Annotated in this window: 18 protein-coding genes and 1 pseudogene; 10 read left to right on the forward strand and 9 right to left on the reverse strand. The window is 71.1% G+C overall.

What is annotated here, in order from left to right:
- Positions 1–91 precede the first annotated feature (91 nt).
- Positions 92–352, reverse strand: a complete 261-nt coding sequence (locus MYF83_RS06735; protein WP_443729290.1) for a hypothetical protein — start codon at positions 350–352, stop codon at positions 92–94.
- Between MYF83_RS06735 and MYF83_RS06740 the strand changes: the two genes are divergently transcribed.
- The gene (locus MYF83_RS06740) at positions 342–680 is read left to right on the forward strand and encodes a winged helix-turn-helix transcriptional regulator (protein WP_248959306.1); all 339 of its coding nucleotides are present in this window, start codon (positions 342–344) and stop codon (positions 678–680) included. The genes MYF83_RS06735 and MYF83_RS06740 overlap by 11 nt on opposite strands.
- A gap of 162 nt (positions 681–842) precedes the next feature.
- Here MYF83_RS06740 and MYF83_RS42465 read toward each other — a convergent pair whose 3' ends face one another.
- A complete protein-coding gene (locus MYF83_RS42465) occupies positions 843–974 on the reverse strand; it encodes a hypothetical protein (RefSeq protein ID WP_279339194.1) in 132 nt (43 codons plus the stop codon).
- A 481-nt stretch (positions 975–1,455) separates the two neighbouring features.
- Here MYF83_RS42465 and MYF83_RS06745 point away from each other — a divergent pair, with 481 nt between their 5' ends.
- Positions 1,456–1,899 (forward strand): DUF3592 domain-containing protein, encoded by a 444-nt coding sequence (locus tag MYF83_RS06745; RefSeq protein ID WP_248959307.1) that lies wholly within the window; start codon positions 1,456–1,458, stop codon positions 1,897–1,899.
- A gap of 107 nt (positions 1,900–2,006) precedes the next feature.
- On the opposite strand, the gene MYF83_RS06750 is transcribed toward MYF83_RS06745, so the two are convergent.
- The 3 genes from MYF83_RS06750 to MYF83_RS06760 all read right to left on the reverse strand — a co-directional run bounded on the left by MYF83_RS06750 (position 2,007) and on the right by MYF83_RS06760 (position 4,752).
- Positions 2,007–3,266: a hypothetical protein gene (locus tag MYF83_RS06750; RefSeq protein ID WP_248959308.1), complete on the reverse strand. Its 1,260-nt coding sequence runs from the start codon at positions 3,264–3,266 to the stop codon at positions 2,007–2,009.
- Between the two features lie 79 nt (positions 3,267–3,345).
- Entirely contained in the window at positions 3,346–4,278 is a 933-nt protein-coding gene (locus tag MYF83_RS06755; protein ID WP_248959309.1) for a nucleoside hydrolase, read from the reverse strand.
- A gap of 153 nt (positions 4,279–4,431) precedes the next feature.
- Entirely contained in the window at positions 4,432–4,752 is a 321-nt protein-coding gene (locus tag MYF83_RS06760; RefSeq protein WP_248959310.1) for a DUF47 domain-containing protein, read from the reverse strand.
- A 274-nt stretch (positions 4,753–5,026) separates the two neighbouring features.
- Between MYF83_RS06760 and MYF83_RS06765 the strand changes: the two genes are divergently transcribed.
- The 5 genes and pseudogenes from MYF83_RS06765 to MYF83_RS44180 form a co-directional block, all read left to right on the forward strand.
- On the forward strand, positions 5,027–6,478 hold the full coding sequence (locus tag MYF83_RS06765) for a helix-turn-helix domain-containing protein (RefSeq protein ID WP_248959311.1): 1,452 nt from the start codon (positions 5,027–5,029) through the stop codon (positions 6,476–6,478).
- On the forward strand, positions 6,475–7,371 hold the full coding sequence (locus MYF83_RS06770) for a phosphotransferase enzyme family protein (RefSeq protein ID WP_248959312.1): 897 nt from the start codon (positions 6,475–6,477) through the stop codon (positions 7,369–7,371). The genes MYF83_RS06765 and MYF83_RS06770 overlap by 4 nt, the downstream gene beginning before the upstream one ends.
- Before the next feature lie 303 nt (positions 7,372–7,674).
- Positions 7,675–7,878, forward strand: coding sequence for a cold-shock protein (locus tag MYF83_RS06775; protein ID WP_248959313.1), 204 nt, complete (start codon positions 7,675–7,677; stop codon positions 7,876–7,878).
- A gap of 125 nt (positions 7,879–8,003) precedes the next feature.
- Positions 8,004–9,791 (forward strand): alpha-amylase family protein, encoded by a 1,788-nt coding sequence (locus MYF83_RS06780; protein WP_248959314.1) that lies wholly within the window; start codon positions 8,004–8,006, stop codon positions 9,789–9,791.
- 326 nt (positions 9,792–10,117) lie between these two features.
- Positions 10,118–10,615 (forward strand): annotated as a pseudogene (locus MYF83_RS44180) (DUF998 domain-containing protein); the annotation flags it as partial.
- A gap of 12 nt (positions 10,616–10,627) precedes the next feature.
- On the opposite strand, the gene MYF83_RS06785 reads toward MYF83_RS44180, so the two are convergent.
- Entirely contained in the window at positions 10,628–11,668 is a 1,041-nt protein-coding gene (locus MYF83_RS06785) for a hypothetical protein (protein WP_248959315.1), read from the reverse strand.
- A gap of 162 nt (positions 11,669–11,830) precedes the next feature.
- Positions 11,831–12,817 carry a malate dehydrogenase gene (locus MYF83_RS06790; protein ID WP_248959316.1) on the reverse strand — a complete coding sequence of 329 codons (987 nt, stop codon included), beginning with the start codon at positions 12,815–12,817 and terminating at the stop codon, positions 11,831–11,833.
- Positions 12,818–12,980: 163 nt separating this feature from the next.
- On the opposite strand from MYF83_RS06790, the gene MYF83_RS06795 reads away from it, so the two are divergent.
- Positions 12,981–13,958 carry a phosphotriesterase family protein gene (locus MYF83_RS06795; RefSeq protein ID WP_248959317.1) on the forward strand — a complete coding sequence of 326 codons (978 nt, stop codon included), beginning with the start codon at positions 12,981–12,983 and terminating at the stop codon, positions 13,956–13,958.
- A 12-nt stretch (positions 13,959–13,970) separates the two neighbouring features.
- Here the strand turns inward: MYF83_RS06795 and MYF83_RS06800 are convergent, their stop codons facing one another.
- Positions 13,971–16,367 (reverse strand): Tex family protein, encoded by a 2,397-nt coding sequence (locus tag MYF83_RS06800; protein WP_248959318.1) that lies wholly within the window; start codon positions 16,365–16,367, stop codon positions 13,971–13,973.
- 255 nt (positions 16,368–16,622) lie between these two features.
- Here MYF83_RS06800 and MYF83_RS06805 point away from each other — a divergent pair, with 255 nt between their 5' ends.
- Positions 16,623–16,826 (forward strand): SHOCT domain-containing protein, encoded by a 204-nt coding sequence (locus MYF83_RS06805; protein WP_248959319.1) that lies wholly within the window; start codon positions 16,623–16,625, stop codon positions 16,824–16,826.
- A 415-nt stretch (positions 16,827–17,241) separates the two neighbouring features.
- On the opposite strand, the gene MYF83_RS06810 is transcribed toward MYF83_RS06805, so the two are convergent.
- Positions 17,242–19,212, reverse strand: a complete 1,971-nt coding sequence (locus MYF83_RS06810; protein ID WP_248959320.1) for a glycosyl hydrolase family 18 protein — start codon at positions 19,210–19,212, stop codon at positions 17,242–17,244.
- 320 nt (positions 19,213–19,532) lie between these two features.
- Between MYF83_RS06810 and MYF83_RS06815 the strand changes: the two genes are divergently transcribed.
- On the forward strand, positions 19,533–20,309 hold the full coding sequence (locus MYF83_RS06815; RefSeq protein ID WP_248959321.1) for a maleylpyruvate isomerase family mycothiol-dependent enzyme: 777 nt from the start codon (positions 19,533–19,535) through the stop codon (positions 20,307–20,309).
- The last annotated feature ends 17 nt before the right edge of the window (positions 20,310–20,326 follow it).

Here is a 20,326-nt window from a genome sequence, read left to right on the forward strand (position 1 = left end):
ACGCGACGGGCTCATGTCCCGGCGAGGGAACATCCCGATCACAGAGTGTAGCAAGCATGATCGAGATCTACTCATCAGCGTCTGTTGAGGGCTAAGAGGCCGGGGCTCGGTCACCCGGGGCGGGGTTGGAGTAAGGGCTGGAGCGGGAGTCTCGCCGCGGCCCTGCCTCGTTCACCTCGAACAGGTCGATGTCGGCGAGGCGAAGGCCCGCGCGGCGCAGAACCTTCTCGGTGGCCGGGATGACCCCGGTCAGCATGAGCAGCGGATCGGATCCGGTGACCGCGAAGCTGTGCAGGCGCGCCAGCGGGCGCAGGCCGAGCCTGGCCGCCGTCTCGCTGGTCGTGACGAGCACGGCCGCTCCGCGCGACATCCTGGCCGCGCGCCTGCGCCACCTGGTCGAGGCCGGGGTCCTTGAGAAGATCCCCTACAGCGAGCGGCCCCCGCGGTTCGAATACCGCGCCACCGAGGCGGGCCGGGAACTGGGCGACGTACTCCACCTGCTACGGCAGTGGGGCGACCGCCATCTGGCCGATCGGCCCCCCGTGGTCGTCGAACACTCCTGCGGTGCCGACCTCGAGGCGGTCGTCGTCTGCCGCTCCTGCGGGCAGGCCGCCGAGAACGGCTCCTCCGGCATCCGCTTCATGGTCCCTGGCTGGAGCGTGACGGGCGCCACGGCCTGAGCGTGGTCAGTGGGCCGCGTTCCATGCGGTGATCGCGGCCGGCCACGGCCTGGGCGTGTCAGTGGGCCACGTTCCATGCGGTGATCGCGGCCGGCCACGGCCTGGGCGTGTCAGTGGGCCGCGTTCCATGCGGTGATCGCGGCCGGCCACGGCCTGGGCGTGTCAGTGGACCGCGTTCCACACGGTGATCGCCGTCCGCCACGCGAGCAGGGTGAACTCGACTCCGAGTCGCAGCCATTCCCGCCGCTCGCGGTTCCCGTGGCGACGTTGGTGTCTCTTCCTTCTGTCGGCCATCTTGGCCCCCCTTTCCATCGCCCGGTCCTGCGAGGCGGGGACATCCGCGTGATGGGCACGCCCCAAGCCCGCTCTCGTCGAGCGTCCGCGCGGGGTGGATGGACTCCTGGCCGGAGACCGGGGGGCTGGTCCGGAAGCCGTTCCGGGGTGCAACCATGCCGGGCGCGTCAATAGTGGCATCGCGCGCGCCCACGGTGTCGGCCGACACGAAGCGCCTACTCGAATGGAGACGTTTCCCCACGTCAGGCGCACGCGCGAGTTATTGACATGATCGTACCCAGTGGTAATGACCTTGTAACCTCCAGGCCAGAGGTCGATGATCGGTCATGGCGGAGGACGAGGCCGCCGAATCCAAGGGCCTGACATCGTCGAGTCCACCGGATCGAAGCCGGCGCCGACTGGCGTACCGGCCCATGCGGGCCGGTCCCCGTGCGCCGCAGGATGCAAGCGGTGATCAACCGCTTTGCCGTACCTTCGGGGCGTGTCAGACAAGGGAGATGTCCCGCTCATTCTCGGAATCATCGGTACGGTCCTGGCCGTCCTCGGGAGCGCGGTGGTCCTGCACACCCGCGACTTCCGTAGACGCGCCCGGCGAGCGCAGGCGCAGGTGGTCCGGTTGCGGGCGTACCGGACCGGCGCGTCGCGGCGAGAGCGGCGGAACAGCGCCGTCTACCACCCGGTCCTTCGCTTCACGACCGCCGAGGGCGAGCGCGTCGAAGCCGAGTCCCCCGTCGGCAGCAACCCGCCGCCGGCCCGGGCCGGCGAGCGGGTCCGGATCCTGTACGACCCGGCGGACCCGGCCCAGGTCCGCATCGACAGCGCGATGGGTGGCGGGATGCTCCTCGGGGGCGTCTTCATCGGCGCCGGGCTGCTGGTTCTCGCGCTGGGAGTGCGTCTCGGCCTCGTATCCGCGCTGCTGACCTGACCGCGCGTCCCGTGAACGCCGCAGGACGCCGATCTGGAGGAGGGCGACCGCGTCCGCCGGGGTTCGCCGCAGGTCGAATGACCCTTCCCGTGATCAGGGCGACGGGCTCAGCCGTGACGGAGGACGAAGTCGTCCTCCGCGTCTCCTCCGCCCACCGATCCGACCGCCCACAGGCTCGAGGTGCCCGGGATGCGGGCGATGCCGGTTCTGGCGATGTCGTCGGACTCCTCGTACTGCTGGCCGTCGTCGTGTTCCCGCAGCAGCGGGCCGTACGACGGCGTCCACTTCTGCCCGTCGTAGTGCAGGAACAGGGCCTGGCCGGAATGGTCGGCGTCGATCCCGCTGATCCAGACGTCGGCGGGGCCGAAGGCCGTGACGCCGTCGAGCCTGCCACGCGGGATCGGGGCCTCGACCTTCTGCCAGGAGGCGCCGTTGTAGTGCAGGACCAGCGGGGTCTCGGGCCGGTCGGCGGACGGCGACACGCTCCCCACCGCCCACACGTCGGAGGGTGAGACCATCCAGACCCTGCGCAGCACTCCACCGGTGATCTGCGGCGTCGGCTCGCGTTGCCAGGACTGGATCTCCGTGCCGGACACGGCGGTGCCGTGCCAGACCATCGGGGTGCCCGGCGTGCCCGACGTGCCCGACGATGCCGCGGCGTCGCTGCCGACCGCCCACACATGACCCCGCTTGGCGGTGACCGCCAGCAAGTACCCGTCGGCGCTCAGCGCTTGCCGGAAGCCCTGCGGCCGCCATTCCGTGATGACGCCCTGCGAGGCGTTGCGGCCGACCAGCCAGGCGTGGCCGCCGCTGGTCGCCACGTCGGACAGGAAGTAGTCCTCGGCGACGCCGTAGGGATGCGACCCCGTCCAGCGGGCGCCGTTCCAGTGCGCGGCGTAGGGGCTCTCGCCGTTGCCGACGATCCACACGTCGTCGGGGCCGCCCGCACTGACGCCGACCAGATGCCAGGCGTCCGAGGAGCTCACGGCCGTCTGGGTCCAGCGGGCGCCGTCCCAGTGCTGGAGGGCGGGGGTGCCCTCACGGTCCTCGGCGCTCTCCTTGTACCCGACGGCCCACGCGTTGCCCGGGCCGGCCGCGGCGACGTCGAGCAGGGCCGCGCTGCCTTCGAGCCGCGCGCCCGGGACGGTCTTCCAGTCGGGTGAGGCGGCGATCTCGCCGGTGGCGGCGGGGCTCGCGCCGACCGGAGACGTCCCACCGGCGGAGGGTCCTCCAGGAGGCGCCGTGGAGGCGGGCGTGGCCGGGTTAGCGGCCGGCCGCGTGGCGGGTGTGCCCGCGGGACCGCCGCCGCAGGCGGCCGCCAGAGCCAGGCAGGCCATCGCGATCGGCCACCGGCACGTTGTCCCCATGGACGGCATGCTCCCAGGAAGCGTCGCGGCCACGCCACCGTTCCGCCTGGAGCGTGTCGAGTGGCGCGGCTCGCCGTCCTCAGCCGATGCCGCGGCCGACGTCGCCGTACACGTCCAGGACCAGGTCCCAGAAGCGGGGCACGTCCAGCGAGGTGCCGACCAGGGCGTTCGGCGCGCGGTCGCCGAGGTCGAAGTCGGTCACGGTCATCCCGGAGGTGAACCGGCCCGCCGTCTCCACCTGGACCACCGCCGGCTCCACCGTGACCAGCGTGGGGTCGATCAGGTAGGCGATCGCGCAGGCGTCGTGGACGGCGGGCCCCTCCTCGGCGGTGACCATGCCGTAGAACTCGACGCACGGTACGAGCAGGTCGGCGCCGAGCCGGCCCATCGTGCGCATGCGGTCGACCACCTTGCCGACCGCCAGCGCCTGGCGGCTCACGTCCAGGCCGATCATGGTCACCGTCCAGCCGGCGTCGAACACGATGGCGGCGGCCTCGGGGTCGGCGGCGATATTGAACTCGGCGGCGGGGGAGAAGTTGCCCCGGGTGTAGGAGCCGCCGAGGATCGCGAACTCGCGCGCCCAGTCGACGATCCTCGGCTCCTTGAGCAGGGCGAGCGCGATGTTGGTCAGCGGGCCGATCGCGACCAGGGTGACCTCGCCCGGGGCGGCTTTGAGGGTCTCGATGATGAAGTCGGCAGCGTGGCCCTCGCCCACCGGGAGTGTCGCCTCGGGCAGGCGCGCCCCGCCGAGGCCGTGCTCGCCGTGGACGCTCGCGGCGTTCACCCGGCTGCGCAGGAGCGCGCCCGCGCTGCCGGGGATGACCGGGACGCCCGGGAACCCGAGGAACTCGCGCAGCCGCAGCGCGTTGCCGGTCGTGTAGGCGAGGTCGACGTTGCCGCCGACCGTGGTGACGCCGAGGATCGAGAGGGCGGGGCTTCCGTGCGCCAGGGTGATGGCGAGGGCGTCGTCGATGCCGGGATCGCAGTCGATGATGATCTTCTTTGGGGCCACACCTGTAGCTTGCTGGACGCCTCCCGGCCCGCCAAATCGTTAACGGCTCGCGCGGAATGATCCGTGGGGCCGTGTGTACGGCTCGCGGGAACGATCCGCCGCGCCGTGTACGGCTCGCGCGGGACGTGGACGCGCGAGCCGTACGGCGTGGGGTCAGCGCCGGATGACGTGCAGGACGCTGGCGATCCGCTCCGCGGCCGTGACGATGTCGGAGGCGTGGCCGATGCGGCCGGCCCACGAGAGCCAGAACCACCATTCGCCGTCCGCCGCGTTGGCGGCGAGGACATCCTCGGTGACGGCCGGGGCCATGGGGTTGATCACGCGGAGGCGCGGATAGAGCCCGGTGCGGGCGGTCAGGCGCACTTGGAAGGCGTGCGCCTCCAACTGGGCGGCGAGCCGCTCCAGGTGATCGATGGCCTCTGCCGACTGGATGTTCACTTCTGCCGTCTTCATCATGGTCTCCAGCGGGGACATCGGTGACCTGTTGGGGACAAGACTGAACCGGCTCGCGCCTACCGGCAATCGGAGCAAATCCACTGATAAGTGGAATACCGTCGGATGGGGGCGGGGTTTCCGTGGAAACCACGCGGATGCTCAGGCATCAGTCCCATAACGCTGTCGGGCAATAGGTGCCGCCTGGTTAACATCGGGGAAACATCCGTAAGGCCGAACACTCCAGTGGCGGAGGCAAGAAATGGCCCGTGGAGAGCACTCTCCGGCGTGCGCGCGACGCTGGCGAGAGCAGGCCGTGTCGCGACAGTGGAGCCCCTGGCAGACCGCCCAAGCCATCAACAGCTGCTGCGGGGTCAGCCTGCTCAAGGCCCACCGGCTCGCGCGCGGGTGGTCGGCGCGCCAGGCCATCGAGGAGCTCGAGCGCCTCTGCGAGGCCCATTCCCTCGGCCTGCCACGTGCCAGCATCGACCTGCTGAACGCCTGGGAGAACAACCGGGCGCGCCCCCGGCCGCAGACCATCGACCAGATCGCCCGGCTCTACTCCGCCAACGCCGTGCGCCTGGGCCTCGCCGCCGACTACTGCGACGACGGCGACGGCCCGAACGTCGTGGTCGTCACCCCAGGCCACGCGGTCTCCGGCAATCCCGTCTCCGGCCACGCCACCGAGGACGCCGCCGCGCCGCACTCGCGCGCCGCCGCCACCGACCTCGACGACGAGGCCGAGCGCCGCGCGCTGTTCCACCACGCGCTGCTGAGCTCCGGCCTCCCGCTCAACGGACGCCTGCTCGCCGAGGTGGAGCGCACCCGCCAGGACATGGACCGCACGCTCGCCTGCGGCACGGTCACCGAAGACCAGCTCGACCGCCTGGACGAGCAGGTCCTGCGCTATCGCCGCGAGTACATCAAGAGCGCGCCGCTCCCGATGCTCTACCGCCTGATGCTGGAGATCGCCGACGTCCGCAGGCTCGTCTCGGCCCGGCAGCCCGCAGCCGCCCAGCGCCGCCTGCTCAACGCCACCACGATGCTCGCCCTGCTCTCGGCCGACGCGCTCATGAAACTCGGCGACACGCGTCAGGCCCACGCCTGGTACGGCACGGCGCGCTCCGCCTCCGACGACATGGGCGAGGTCAGGCTGCGCGCCCTCGTGCGGGCGCAGGAGTCCATGCTGCCCTACTACTACGGCGACCTCACCGAGACCGTGCGGCTGGCGAGGGAGGCGCGGATGCTGGCCGGGAGCGCTCCAAGTTCGCCCGCCGCCCTCGGCGCGGCGGCCGAGGCGCGCGCGCTGGCGCGCATGGGCGAGCACCAGGCGGCCCGCGTCGCGCTGGCCGAGGCCGAGCGCATCTTCTCGCGGATGCCCCGGGAAGGCGCCGACCACCTGGCGTTCCGCTTCTCCGAGCGGCGGCTGCAGTTCTACCGCATGGGCACGCTCATCGAGCTGGGCGAGGCCGAGCAGGTGCAAGAGTGGATCTCGCGGTCCTCCAGCCCCTACACCATCGACCCCGCGCTGGTCCTGCTCGACCAGGCGGCGCACGTCGCCCGCGACGGCGGCTACGACGAGGCGTGCCGGCTGGCCGAGCAGGCCCTGACGCATGTGCCGCCCGAGCATCGCACCTCCATCGTCGTCACCCGGGCCCGCGCCCTGCTGTCGATCGTCCCGAGCGGCCGGCGCCGCACTCCGGCCGCGCGACATTTACACGACCTGCTCGCGGAAGCGGGTCCGCAGCTCGCGCTGGAGCGCCCATGAGCATGCTGGCGGACGAGGCCGCCGCGATCCTGCGGGAGGTGTGCGAGAGCGTCGGCCTCGACGCCAGGGAAGCGCAGCTGCTCCGCGTGCGGAGCAACGCGGTGTTCAAGCTTCGTGATCAGATCGTGGTGCGCATCGCCACCGCGCCGGACGCCACGACCCGGCTGCCGGTCGTGCTCGCCGTGGCCCGGTGGCTCGCCGACCAGGGCTTCCCGACGGTCCGCCCGGCCGACGAGCTCTGCGACCAGCCCCTGGTGTACGACGGGCGGGTGGTGACGTTCTGGCACTACGTTCCGGCGAGCGGGCGGCCCACCACCACCCAGCTCGGGGACATCCTGCGCAACCTCCACCTGCTGCCGGTGCCGCCGTTCCCGCTGAAGCGGCTCGCCGACCCGCTGGCCGAGGTACGCGAGTCGGTGGAGCACCGCAAGGAGGCGCTGACCCCCTGCCAGCGCGCCTGGCTGCGCGACCGGGTGGCCGAGCTGACCTCGCGCTGGGCCGACCTGGACACCACGGGCCCCCCGGTGCTGCTGCACGGGGACGCCTGGATCGACAACCTGCTGCGCTGCCAGGACGGCCACGCCGTGCTCTGCGACTGGGACGGGGTCGCCGTAGGTCCCCGCGAGTGGGATCTCGTGCACACCTACCACGGGCAGCGCCGCTTCGGGCTGACGGCGGCCGACGTCGACGACTTCGCCGGGGCCTATGGTTCGGACCTCCGCGCCTGGCACGGCTATCCGACGCTCATGGAGATCAGGGACATGTACGCCGTCGGCATCCACATCCGCAACGCGACGCGCGACCCGTTCTCCCGCAAGGAGCTGCCACGCAGGCTCGACTCGCTCACCCGCGGGGACGGCCAGGCCCGCTGGTACCTCGCGGAACCGGCCTGAGACCTGCGTGCCGGCCAGGGTGCGGGCCCGGCCGGCGCCACGCCGGCGCGGCCGGATAACATCGTGCCGGCAGATAACAGCGCGTGACACACGTGATGCGTTTGTGATTGTGCGGTCCAGCGGGTAGGGTCGATGGCGTTGCAGTCGTAGTTTCCTCGAACGTCTTTTTCCTAAAAGCGGCCGCGGGAAGTTTCCTGACAGCGGTCGTTCTGCTTCTTCTGTGGATGCAGGGTATGGTCCGCTACGCAGCCCCGAGCCGTCGACTTGGCGGCTCGGTGAAGCTCCATACAAGGAGAAGCAGAGTTGTCTGAAGGCACCGTCAAGTGGTTCAACGCCGAAAAGGGCTTTGGTTTCATCGCTCCGGACGACGGTAGTGCCGACGTGTTCGTGCACTACTCGGCGATCACCTCTGGTGGCTACCGCAGCCTGGATGAGAACCAGCGGGTCACCTACGTGACCGTTCAGGGGGCCAAGGGTCCTCAGGCGGAGCAGGTTACCGTCATCTGACGTGGCGATTCTCATCTGGGCCCGTACCGCTTAGTCGGTACGGGCCCTGAGTTTTTCTCGGGTCAGGTGGTCGGGGGGCGCAGCCCGCCCGATATTTTGCGTTTTCTTGGGGTAGAGGCGGGCGGGTGAGACTCACCTATACCTCAGACCTGTGGTGGAAGAACGCCGTCGTCTACTGCCTCGATGTCGAGACGTTCGCCGACGGCAACGGTGACGGGATCGGTGACTTCCGCGGCGCCGCCGAGCACATCGACCACCTCGAACGGCTCGGCGTGACGTGCATCTGGCTGATGCCGTTCTTCCCCACCCCCGACCGTGACGACGGATACGACATCACCGACTTCTACGGCGTGGATCCACGGCTCGGCACGCTCGGGGAGTTCGTCGAGTTCATGCGCGTGGCCCGCGACCGCGGCATCCGCGTCATCGCCGACCTGGTCGTCAACCACACCTCCGACGAACATCCGTGGTTCAAGGACGCGAGGTCAGGCCGGGACTCGCGCCACCGCGACTGGTACATCTGGTCGGACACCCCCGAGCCGGACGACCCCAAGGGCGTCGTGTTCCCCGACGCGGAGAACTCCCTCTGGGAGTACGACGAGGACAGCGGCCAGTACTACTACCACCGGTTCTACCGGTTCCAGCCGGACCTCAACGTCGCCAACCCCGAGGTGCGCGACGAGATCGCCCGCATCCTGGGGTTCTGGATGGAGCTCGGCCTTTCCGGCTTCCGCGTCGACGCCGTGCCCTTCCTCGTCGAGGACGTCGGCCAGCGGGAGGAGGCCGCCAAGGAGGCGCCCTCGGGGAAGTCCGGCGGCGAGAACGAGGGGAAGGCGGTGGACCGCAAGGCGCAGAAGGCCGGCCTGCCCGACGTGCACGAGTTCCTCCGCGACATGCGGGCGTTCATGAACCGCAGGGACGGCGGCGCGATGCTCCTCGGCGAGGTCAACCTGCCCTACCCCGACCTGCGGAAGTACTTCGGCAACGACCTGGGCAACGAGGTCACGATGTGCTTCGACTTCATCGGCATGCAGCGCATGTACCTCTCGCTCGCGCGCGGCGACGCCCGCCCGCTCGGCGCGGCGCTGCGGGAACGGCCGCTCCCGCCCAAGGACTGCCAGTGGGCCTCGTTCGTCCGCAACCACGACGAGCTCACGCTGGACAAGCTGACCGAGGCCGAACGCCAGGAGGTGTTCGCCGCCTTCGGCCCCGACAAGGAGATGCAGCTCTACGGCCGGGGGCTGCGCCGCCGCCTGCCGACCATGCTCGACGGCGACCTGCGCAAGATCAAGATGGTGTACAGCCTGCTGTTCTCGCTGCCGGGCACCCCCGTGCTCTTCTACGGCGAGGAGATCGGCATGGGCGAGAACCTCACGGTCCCGGGCCGGGAGGCCGTGCGGACGCCGATGCAGTGGACGCCGCACGAGAACGCCGGATTCTCCACCGCCGACCCCGGGTCGTTCCGCAACCCCATGGTCGAGGGCGCCTTCGGGCCCGAGCACATCAACGTGAGCGCCCAGCGTCGCGACCCCGGCTCCCTGCTCATGTGGATCACCAAGCTCATCGAGCAGTACCGGGGGTGCCCGGAGCTGGCCTGGGGGCGGTACCAGGTGCTGGAGACCGGCTCGCCCGCAGTGCTCGCCCACCGCGCCGACATCGACGGCGAGACCGTGCTGGCGCTGCACAACTTCGCCGACGAGGACGTCTCGTGCGAGCTCACCCTCGAGGGGCTCGACGACGGCAAGGTGCTGACCGACCTGCTGATCGACGGCACCGTGAAGATATCCCCGGAGGGCCGCGTCGCGATCGAGCTCGAGCCCTACGGCTCCCGCTGGATGCGCGCCTCCGAGCCCGAGCTGGCGCCGGCTGACGCGGGGGACATCGCCGAGTCCGAGGCCCGGCAGAACGGGTGATCGGCCCCCCGAGGACGGGGGAGCAGGGGGCGTGACGGCCGGACGCTCCGGGGAGGCCCCGGAGCCGCCGGTCGTCCCTGAGGAGATCAGGGGTCAGGGTCGTCACCGCTGCTAGGCGGGTGCGGACCCTGGCCGCCGGGCCGGTGCCGACCCTGATCCGGAGCCCCGGCGCGGCCGGGTGAGGTCGGGGTCGCCTCCGGGATGCTCCAGGGCTCGCTCCGGCCGATCTCCGATGCCCGCGCGGCAGGCCGGACGCGACAGTCAAGGGCATGACGAGTCGTTTGACGGCCGGCGGGTACGCCGCCCTCGCCGGGGGCGCCGGCGCCATGACAGCGCTGCATGTGACCTCGGATCTGGATCCGCTCCGGGACATGATCAGCGAGTACGCGTTCCACCCGCACGGCTGGTTGCTCGCGGCCTCGCTGACCTTGTTCGCGGTCGGCTCCGCCGTGATCGCCGTGGAGATGTCCGGGCGGGGAGCCGAGCGCTCAGCAGTGCTGCTCGTGGGCGCGTGGAGCTGTTGCATGTTGCTGATCGCGGCGTTCCCCACCGACCAGCCGGGGATGTCGCTGTCGATGTCCGGGGGTATCCACCGCTACGCCGCCTTCGCCGCCTTCCTGTGCATGCCGGTGGCGGGGCTGGTGGTCGCGGCACGCGGGGGCAGGCACGCGGCGGCGCTGCGGGGCCTGAGCCTCGCCGCCGCGTGCTTCCTCGTGCTCGTGGTGGTGCCCTATGCGGTGCGCATGATGGGCCTGGACCCCGGCGCCCTGCCCGCCGGGCTGACCCAGCGCCTGGTCGTGGTCACCGAGGTCCTGGTCCTCGCCTTGATCGGGCTGTCAGCCGCCGCAGGCCGCGAACGTGAACGTGTTCTTGATCCGGTAGGAGTCGCGCACCTTGACGGCCCCGGACCCGACGTCGACCCGCAGGACGGTCATGGTGCCCGAACCGCCGTCGCCGTGGAAGACGTGCGCGGTGACCTCGCGAGTCCCGGTCCAGTCCACCATCTCGGGCGCCTCGCCACCCGGGAACCGCACCCGGACGCTGTTCACCACGGTGTCGGACGCGAGGTCGTACACCTTGAGGGTGTGCGTGCCCTGTGAGTAGAAGGCGACGGACCGGCCGTCGGCGTGCAGCGCGGCCGGGGTCCCCTGCGCCGCGATCTGCGGCGGCACCTGGCGCGCGACCTCGTCGCCCGTGAGGTCGTAGGTGATGATCTGCGTGGTGTTCTCGTCGGTCCCCAGGGTGGTGAGCACCTCGTCCTCGTCCCCGCTGAACCCCTTGAAGCCGCGGTCTCCCGGGATGGAGCCCAGCAACTCGCCCGCCGCGACGTCGAACAGGCGGATGAACTTCTGGCCGGCGCCGTCTACAACGGCGAGCCTGGCACCCGTGAGCGACAGGCTCAGCGTCACGCCGGCCATGTCCGTCCCCTTGGGCAGCGTGTCCGCCGGCATCACGTGGACCTTCCCGGTGAGCTCCCGTACCACCAGGCGATCGTCGCGCTCGCGCACATAGGCGATGTACCTGCCGTCCCCGCTGACGGCGATCGGGGCGGGAACGTCCTTGGTCACCTTGCCGCGGGCGTTCCGAGGGAAGACCCGCGCGTCGGTCAGCGCCCGCTTCCCGCCGCTGTGCAGGGTGAGCTGCCAGGGACCGCAGGGCATCTCCTCCTTCTTGACCACGCACCTCTTGAGCGAGGCGTAGCGGACGGAGTCGGCGTGCGCGCCGTGCCCGTGTCCGGCGGCGGCGGCCGTCGTCGTTCCGCTCACCCCGGCAGCGGTGGACGAGGTGGCGGCGGTTCCGGTGGTGGTGGCGCCGGCCGGCGGTACGGCCGCCGCCAGGCAGCCCAGGACCAGTGCACCCAGTGTTAAGACCCTCATGTTTTCTCCCTTCGCAGGGATTAGACCACCGCCGCGAGGAAGAAGTTCGCCGTCGTGCGAAAGCCCGCCGCCGGTCCCTGGATCGGCCGGGTGGTGATCCAGGGACCGTGCGTGATCTCGCGTGGCCGGCGTCGCCTGGTCGGCTGAGCGTGAGCCGCCCGCTCAGATGAGGCTGAGCTGCCGCACCGCGTCGCGCTCCTCGCCGAGCTCGGCGACCGAGGCGTCGATGCGCTCCCGGGAGAACGGGTTGATCGACACGCCCTGGACGATCTCCCAGCGGCCACCGCGGGAGACCGCGGGGAACGAGGAGATCAGGCCTTCCGGCACGCCGTACGACCCGTCGGACGGGAGGGCCACGGAGGTCCAGTCGCCCTCGGGCGTGCCGTTCACCCAGTCGTGGACGTGGTCGATCGCCGCGTTCGCGGCCGAGGCCGCCGAGGACGCGCCCCGCGCCTCGATGATGGCGGCGCCCCGCTTGGCGACCGTGGGGATGAAGGTGTCGCGCAGCCAGCCCTCGTCCACCTGCTCAGCGGCGATCTTGCCGTTGACCTCGGTGTTGTACAGGTCGGGGTACTGCGTGGCGGAGTGGTTGCCCCAGATCGTCATCTTGGTGATGGCCGTCACCGGGACCTCGAGCTTGGCGGCGAGCTGCGACAGCGCGCGGTTGTGGTCGAGCCGGGTCATCGCGGTGAACCGCTCGGCGGGCACGTCAGGGGCGTGCGACTGGGCGATCAGCGCGTTGGTGTTGGCCGGGTTGCCCACGACCAGGACGCGTACGTCGTCGGCCGCGTGGTCGTTGATGGCCTTGCCCTGCGGCCCGAAGATGCCGCCGTTGGCCTGGAGCAGGTCGCCCCGCTCCATGCCGGCGGTGCGCGGGCGGGCGCCCACCAGGAGCGCGATGTTGGCGCCCTCGAAGGCGCGGTTGACGTCGTCGCTGATGTCGATGCCCTGGAGCAGCGGGAACGCGCAGTCGTCGAGTTCCATGGCGGTGCCCTCGGCGGACTTGACGGCCTGCGGGATCTCCAGCAGGCTCAGGCGCACCGGCACATCAGGGCCGAGCAGCTGGCCTGAGGCGATGCGGAAGAGCAGCGCGTAGCCGATCTGGCCGGCGGCGCCGGTGACGGTGACCTTGACGGGAGCCTGCGTCATGACGTTCCCCTACATGGGCTGTTGACGGTTTTCCGAACAGCCGAAGGCTATCCGTTCGATTCCCCGCCATCTGCACTCAGGTCCCTTCCGGGAGACCGTTGACGTCCGCTCCGGCCGGTCCTACGGTACGGACACTCGTCTCGTCGGAGCCCGGGAGGTCCCAATGCCAGTGGTCGAGACCGTGAGCGGTCCCGCCGACGTCGCCGGCCTCGGCCAGACGCTGATGCACGAGCACATCTTCGTCCTCGCCACCGAACACCTCGACAACTACGGCATCGGCGCCTGGTGGGACGAGGAGCACCGCGTCGCCGACGCGATCACCAAGCTGCGCGCGATGCGGGCGGCGGGGGTCTCCACCATCGTCGACCCCACCGTCTGGGGGCTCGGCAGGTACATCCCGCGCATCCAGCGGATCGCCGCCGAGGTGCCCGAGCTCAACATCATCGTGGCCACCGGCCTCTACTGCTTCGACGAGGTGCCCCACCAGTACGAGCATCGCGGCCCGGGGCTGCTGCTGGACATGCCCGAGCCGATGGTGGACGACTTCGTGCGGGACCTCACCGTGGGCATCGCCGACACGGGCGTCAGGGCCGCGTTCCTCAAATGCGTCGTCGAGCACCGGGGCCTCACGCCGGGTGTCGAGCGCATCTGCCGGGCCGTCGCGCAGGCGCACGTCCGGACGGGCGCGCCGATCACCGTCCACACCAACGCGTTCACCCAGGCCGGGGTGCCCGCGCTCGACCTGCTCGCCAAGGAGGGTGTCGACCTGACCAAGGTCGTCCTCGGCCATTCAGGCGACAGCAACGACCTGGACTATCTGATGCGGCTCGCCGACCGCGGGGCCACGCTGGGCATGGACCGGTTCGGGCTGGACGTGTACAACCCGACCCCGGCCCGCGTCGAGACGATCGCCGCCCTCTGCGCCCGCGGCTATGCCGACCGCATGGTCCTCAGCCACGACAGCGCCTGCTTCATGGACTACTTCGGCGGAGCGTGGGACGAGCTGCAGGGGCAGGTCACCCCGAACTGGAACTACCACCACATCCACGACGACGTGCTCCCGGCGCTCCGCGAAAAGGGCGTCACCGACGCCCAGATCGACCAGATGCTCGTCGACAACCCCCGCCGCTACTTCTCCTGACGACCGGCACTCTTACTTCAGGCCCTTGTCGAGGCCCGCCTTGCGGAGGGCCTCGGCGAGCGCGCCGCCGCCCGATGCGCCGCGGTCCTGCGCGGGACGGCCCGTGCCGCCGCGCTGACCGGACCGGCCGCCGCCGCCCTTGCGGTCGCGGTTCCCGGCACCGGCGGGTGTCTCCTGGCCGCCCCGGCCGGCGCCCTGCCCGCCCTGGCCCGAGCCCTGGCCGCCCTTGGCCTGGGTCTCGTCGTCCAGCCGCAGGGTGAGGGAGATGCGCTTGCGCGGGATGTCGACGTCGAGCACCTTCACCCGCACGATGTCGCCCGGCTTCACCACCTCGCGCGGGTCCTTCACGAAGGTCCTGGACATCGCCGAGACGTGCACCAGGCCGTCCTGGTGGACGCCGACGTCGACGAAGGCGCCGAAGGCGGCGACGTTGGTGACCACGCCCTCCAGCAGCATGCCCGGCTCCAGGTCGGAGATCTTGTCCACGCCCTCCTTGAAGGCCGCGGCCTTGAAGGCGGGGCGCGGGTCGCGGCCCGGCTTCTCCAGCTCCTTGAGGATGTCGGTGACGGTCGGCAGGCCGAAGGTGTCGTCGGCGAAATCGGCCGGCTTCAGCGAGCGCAGCACCGTGCCGTTGCCGATCAGGGTCTTCAGGTCGCCGCTGGTGGCGTCGATGATGCGCCGCACCACCGGGTACGCCTCCGGGTGCACGCTGGAGGCGTCGAGGGGGTCGTCGCCGCCGGGGATGCGCAGGAAGCCCGCGCACTGCTCGAACGCCTTCGGGCCGAGCCGGGGCACCTCCTTCAGCGCCCGGCGGGACCGGAACGGGCCGTTGGCGTCGCGGTGCAGGACGATGTTCTCGGCCAGCCCCGTGCCGATGCCCGACACGCGGGTCAGCAGCGGCGCCGAAGCGGTGTTGACGTCGACGCCCACGGCGTTCACGCAGTCTTCGACCACCGCGTCCAGCGAGCGCGACAGCTTGGTCTCGGCGAGGTCGTGCTGGTACTGCCCGACGCCGATCGACTTGGGGTCGATCTTGACCAGCTCGGCCAGCGGATCCTGCAGCCGTCGCGCGATGGACACGGCGCCGCGCAGCGACACGTCCAGGCCGGGAAGCTCCTGCGAGGCGAAGGCGGAGGCGGAGTACACCGAGGCCCCGGCCTCCGACACCACGATCTTGGTGAGCTTGAGATCGGGATGCAGCTTGATCAGGTCGCCGGCGAGCTTGTCGGTCTCGCGGGAGGCGGTGCCGTTGCCGATCGCGATCAGCTCGACGCGGTGCTCGCGGGCCAGCCGCGCGAGGACGTCGATCGATTCGTCCCAGCGGCGCCTCGGCTCGTGCGGGTAGATCGTCTCGGTGGCGACGACCTTGCCGGTCGCGTCCACGACGGCGACCTTCACGCCCGTGCGCAGGCCCGGGTCCAGGCCCATGGTCGGGCGGGTGCCGGCGGGCGCGGCGAGCAGCAGGTCGCGCAGGTTGGTGGCGAAGACGCGGACCGCCTCGTCCTCGGCCGCCTGCCACAGGCGCATGCGCAGGTCGATGCCGAGGTGGACCAGGACGCGCGTGCGCCAGGCCCAGCGCACCGTGTCCATCAGCCACCGGTCGGCCGGCCTGCCCTGGTCGGAGACCTCGAAGCGGCGGGCGATGCGCAGCTCGTAGCCGCTCGGGCCGTCCTGCGCCGGCGCCTCCTCGGGCTCCAGGGTGAGGCCGAGGACCTCCTCCTTCTCGCCCCGGAACATCGCCAGGATGCGGTGCGACGGCAGCTTGGTGAACGGCTCGGCGAAGTCGAAGTAGTCGGAGAACTTGGCGCCGGCCTCCTGCTTGCCCTCCCGCACCCGGGCCACCAGGCGCCCGCGCGTCCACATCTGCTCGCGCAGGGCGCCGATGAGGTCGGCGTCCTCGGCGAAACGCTCGATCAGGATCGCCCGCGCGCCCTCCAGCGCGGCGGCGGCGTCCGCGACGCCCTTGTCGGCGTCCACGAAGACCGCCGCGGCGGCCAGCGGCTCGCGCGAGGGGTCGGCGAGGAGCCCGTCGGCGAGCGGCTCCAGCCCGGCCTCCCGGGCGATCTGCGCCTTGGTGCGCCGCTTGGGCTTGTAGGGCAGGTAGATGTCCTCGAGCCGGGCCTTGGAGTCGGCCGCCATGATCTGCGCTTCGAGCGCCTCGTCGAGCTTGCCCTGCGAGCGGATCGACTCCAGGATCGCCGCGCGCCGCTCCTCCAGCTCGCGCAGGTAACGCAACCGATCTTCGAGCGCGCGCAGCTGCGCGTCGTCGAGCATCTCGGTCGCCTCTTTGCGGTAGCGGGCGATGAACGGCACGGTGGCACCGCCGTCGAGCAGCTCGACGGCCGCCTTCACCTGCCGTTCGCGCACGCCGAGCTCTTCGGCGATCTTCTGATGGATGGAGATCGTCACGATCCTGGTCCGCCTTCGCTTTGAGGTTCGGGGAAGATTGTGCATGCTCCGCACCCCGATTGTCGCGCCGTGACCCTCCGTGCGGGCAGCGGACTTACTCCTTTCCGGCGATTTCGGCCGCCGGTCTGGCGTCACCGTACGTCGTCGGAGCTGCGAGACTGGAGGTGCGCCACCCGGGCATCGCGGCGATCCCTCGCTCGGCGCGTCGAGCAGCGCCGCGACGGTCCTGCTGTCGCAGGGAAATCGGAGGTCGGTGTGAGAACCGTTCTACTGCTCGTCGGGCTTATCGTCATCATCTCCTGCGTGCTGATGCTGGTGCGCACCTGGACGCCCAGGCGCACCGAGCAGGTCCGCGCGGCCGACAATCCCAAGGAGATCCTCAAGCGGCGCTACGCGGCGGGGGAGATCGACGAGGACGAGTATCTACGGCGGATGTCCGGCCTCTCCCAGGACTGGTAGCGCCACCTCTCGCAGGGTTGCCAGGGTCGCATCTCCCGATCGGCGTGCGCCACGTCTCGCGGGACTCGTAGCGTCACCTCACCCCGTGGGGTGCGCGTTCGCCGGCTCGCGGTCGCTCCGGCCGGCGGGCTCGAGCGCCTGCTCCTGGAGGCCGCCTGCCGCGAGGTGCGGCTGGCGGAGCTACCACGCCTGATCGGCATGGCATCCACCTGACCGCGCGCGATCCGGCCGGACGCGGCGGCGGGGGGGGCGCCCCCCCGCGCCCGCGGGGGGCCGCGGGCGGCCGGCCGCGCCGGGCGCGCGGGCCGGCCGGGGCGGCCCCCCCCCCCCGCGGCCCGGGCGCCCCCCGCGCCGGTCCTGCCGGACCGTGGCCGGGGTGCCGGTCAGTGCCCGGCTCCCCGGCGGGTGTCCGGGCTCAGCCCAGCCCGTTCTTCATGGCGGTGATCAGCTCACCGTTGGTGGTGTCCCCGCTGAGCTCCCAGAAGAAGGAGCCGCCGAGACCCTGGTTCTTGGAGTAGCTCATCTTCCCCGAGATGGTGCTCGGGGTGTCGTAGCTCCACCACTGGCCGCCGCAGAAGGCGTAGGCCGTGCCGGCCACCGTGCCGGTCGACGGGCACGTGCCCTTGAGCACCTTGTAGTCCTCGATGCCCTGCTCGTAGGTGCCCGGCGCGGGGCCGCTCGCCGTGCCGCCCGGAGCGCTCTGGGTGACCCCGGTCCATCCCCGGCCGTAGAAGCCGATGCCGAGCAGCAGCTTGCTCGCGGGGACGCCCTTGCTCTTGAGCTTCTGGATGGCGTTGTCGGAGTAGAAACCGGGGGTCGGGATGCCGCTGTAGGAGTTCAGCGGCGAGTGCGGAGCGGTCGGGCCGCTCGCCGCCCAGGCGCCGAAGTAGTCGTAGGTCATGACGTTGTACCAGTCGATGTACTGCGCGGCGCCTCCGTAGTCCGCCGCGTCGATCTTGCCACCGGAGGTGCCGTCGGCCGTGATGGCGGCGGTCACCAGGTAGCTCGACCCGAAGCGGGAGCGCAGGGCCGACATGAGGTTCTTGAACGCGGCCGCCCCGCTGGTGTCGCAGCTCAGGCCGCAGGCGTTGGGGTACTCCCAGTCGATGTCGATGCCGTCGAACACGTCGGCCCAGCGCGGGTCCTCGACCAGGTTGTAGCAGGAGTTGGCGAAGGCGGTCGGGTTGGCCGCGGCCTGGGTGAAGCCGCCGGACCAGGTCCAGCCGCCGAAGGACCAGAGGATCTTCAGGCCGGGGTGCTTGGCCTTGAGCTTGCGCAGCTGGTTGAAGCTGCCGCGCAGCGCGCCGGCGTCCCAGGTGTCCGCCACGCCGTCGACGCTCTCGGCCGCGCTGTAGGCGCGGTCGTAGTCGGCATAGCTGTCGCCGATGGCGCACTGGCCGTTGGTCACGTTGCCGAACGCGTAGTTGATGTAGCCGAGCTTGGCGGCCGACCCGCTGGTCTCGATGTTCTTGACGTGGTAGTTGCGCTGGTAGATGCCCCACTCGGCGAAGTAGCCGAGCAGCTTGTTCCCGCCGCCTCCGCCACCGTCGCTCTGGGTGGTGGCGCTGATCTGGTTGCTGTTGGCGGAGAGGTTGCCGGCGGCGTCGCGCGCCCGGACGGTGTAGCTGTACGCCGTGGACGCGGCCAGGCCGCTGTCGGTGTAGGTCGTGCCGGTGGCGGTGCCGACCTGGGTGCCGCCCCGGTAGACGTTGTACCCGGTGACGCCGACGTTGTCGGTGGAGGCGTCCCACGCCAGCGAGACGCTGGAGGACGTGGTCCCGGTGGACCTGAGGTTGCCGGGGACGCTCGGTGCGGTGGTGTCACCGCCGGCGCCCGGGGTGGTGACGTTCAGGGTGTTGCCGGCCGCCGAGAGGTTGCCGGCGGCGTCGCGTGCCCGGACGGTGTAGCTGTACGCCGTGGACGCGGCCAGGCCGCTGTCGGTGTAGGTCGTGCCGGTGGCGGTGCCGACCTGGGTGCCGCCCCGGTAGATGTTGTACCCGGTGACGCCGACGTTGTCGGTGGAGGCGTCCCACGCCAGCGAGACGCTGGTGGAGGTGGTCGCCGTGGACCGCAGGTTGGCGGGCGCGCTGGGCGCGGTGGTGTCACCGCCGCCGCCGGTCACCGGGCCCCAGAGCGCGGGGACGTTCGGCGGCTCCCAGCCGGGCAGGGAGGTGTGGCCCTGGATGCACTTGTAGTCCACGCCGTTGTAGGACACCACGCTGCCCGTGGCGTACGCGGTGTACGGGGCCCAGGCGGGCGCCGCCAGAGCGACGCGGCTCGGTGCGGCCGCCGTGGCGGACGCGCTGGGGCCGACCGCGACCGATGTGCCGAGCGGGAGGAGCAGTGCCCCCGCTGCTATCAGAACTTTGACGAACTTGTGTTTCATACGGTGCTCCACGTCCATCGGGCGGATGCGAAAGGGGGGTCGATCTGGACGTATGTACGGAGCCGGCATGCCGCTGGTACCCAGCGGGCGCTCGTGCCGGCCGGTCGCCGGACGTTCACGGCGATGGGAGCAAGGACAGACCGGCGGCGCTCGCGGCACGGGGACACCTTCCCACCTCGAAGTTACCAGGTAACTTATAGGAAGCTTTCCTTTTAATTAGCTGCGAACCTACCCGCCGTCGATCGGCCCGTCAATGTCCTTGTCATCATTGAACGGCCGCCTCTTCGGTATGGCGCTGTGGCGGTCTACGCTCACGGGTCATGACCTCTCATAGCGCAGGCGACCGGTCGCACGAGAAGTACTGTTCGGCCCTCGACGAGGAGGTGCGGCGGTTCGCCGGGATCGTCGAAGGCGCCGACCCCGCGGCGGACGTGCCCACCTGTCCCGGGTGGACGACGGCCAAGCTGCTGAAGCACGTCGGCGTCACGCGCCGATGGGTGGAGCACATCGTGCGGCACCGCCTCCAGGAGCCTGTCAGGCCCCGCGACGTCCCGGTGACGCTGCCGCCGGACGACAAGGGCTACCCGGGCTGGCTGGCGGAAGGGGGGCAGACCCTGGTGGCCACGCTACGCGCAGCCGAGTCCGGCACCCCGGTGTGGTCCTGGGGCGCGGACCACACCGCGGGCTTCTGGTCCCGGCGGATGCTCCACGAGACCGCGGTGCACCGGGCCGACGCCGAGATCACGCTCGGGCTCGAGCCGCGCGTCGACGTGGCGACCGCGACGGACGGGGTCGAGGAGTTCCTCGGCAACCTGTCGGCGGCCGACTGGCTCGCCGGGCGGCTGGCGGGGCTGGGCGGGAGCGGCGAGAGGCTGCACTTCCACGCGACCGACGCCGCGGGAGAGTGGACGGTGACGGTGGGAGCCGACGGCTTCACCTGGGAACGCGGCCACGGCAAGGGCGATGTCGCCGTCCGTGGAACCGCGGGCGACCTCCTGCTCCTCCTCTACGGCCGCTTCAAGCCGGAGGAGGAGCGCTTCGAGCTCTTCGGCGACCCCGCGCCCCTGCACAACTGGCTGTCCAAGGCGGCCCTTTAGCAGGCGGGTTCCCGGGC

Source organism: Sphaerisporangium perillae (genome assembly GCF_023276435.1).
Taxonomy (GTDB): domain Bacteria; phylum Actinomycetota; class Actinomycetes; order Streptosporangiales; family Streptosporangiaceae; genus Sphaerisporangium; species Sphaerisporangium perillae.

Bases quoted from the DNA above. Each gene is read 5' to 3' on its own strand.
- MYF83_RS42465 (WP_279339194.1), bottom strand. From the start codon at position 974: ATGGCCGACAGAAGGAAGAGACACCAACGTCGCCACGGGAACCGCGAG.
- MYF83_RS06750 (WP_248959308.1), bottom strand. From the start codon at position 3,266: ATGGGGACAACGTGCCGGTGGCCGATCGCGATGGCCTGCCTGGCTCTG.
- MYF83_RS06760 (WP_248959310.1), bottom strand. From the start codon at position 4,752: ATGTCCCCGCTGGAGACCATGATGAAGACGGCAGAAGTGAACATCCAG.
- MYF83_RS06770 (WP_248959312.1), top strand. From the start codon at position 6,475: ATGAGCATGCTGGCGGACGAGGCCGCCGCGATCCTGCGGGAGGTGTGC.
- MYF83_RS06785 (WP_248959315.1), bottom strand. From the start codon at position 11,668: ATGAGGGTCTTAACACTGGGTGCACTGGTCCTGGGCTGCCTGGCGGCG.
- MYF83_RS06790 (WP_248959316.1), bottom strand. From the start codon at position 12,817: ATGACGCAGGCTCCCGTCAAGGTCACCGTCACCGGCGCCGCCGGCCAG.
- MYF83_RS06795 (WP_248959317.1), top strand. From the start codon at position 12,981: ATGCCAGTGGTCGAGACCGTGAGCGGTCCCGCCGACGTCGCCGGCCTC.
- MYF83_RS06810 (WP_248959320.1), bottom strand. From the start codon at position 19,212: ATGAAACACAAGTTCGTCAAAGTTCTGATAGCAGCGGGGGCACTGCTC.
- MYF83_RS06815 (WP_248959321.1), top strand. From the start codon at position 19,533: ATGACCTCTCATAGCGCAGGCGACCGGTCGCACGAGAAGTACTGTTCG.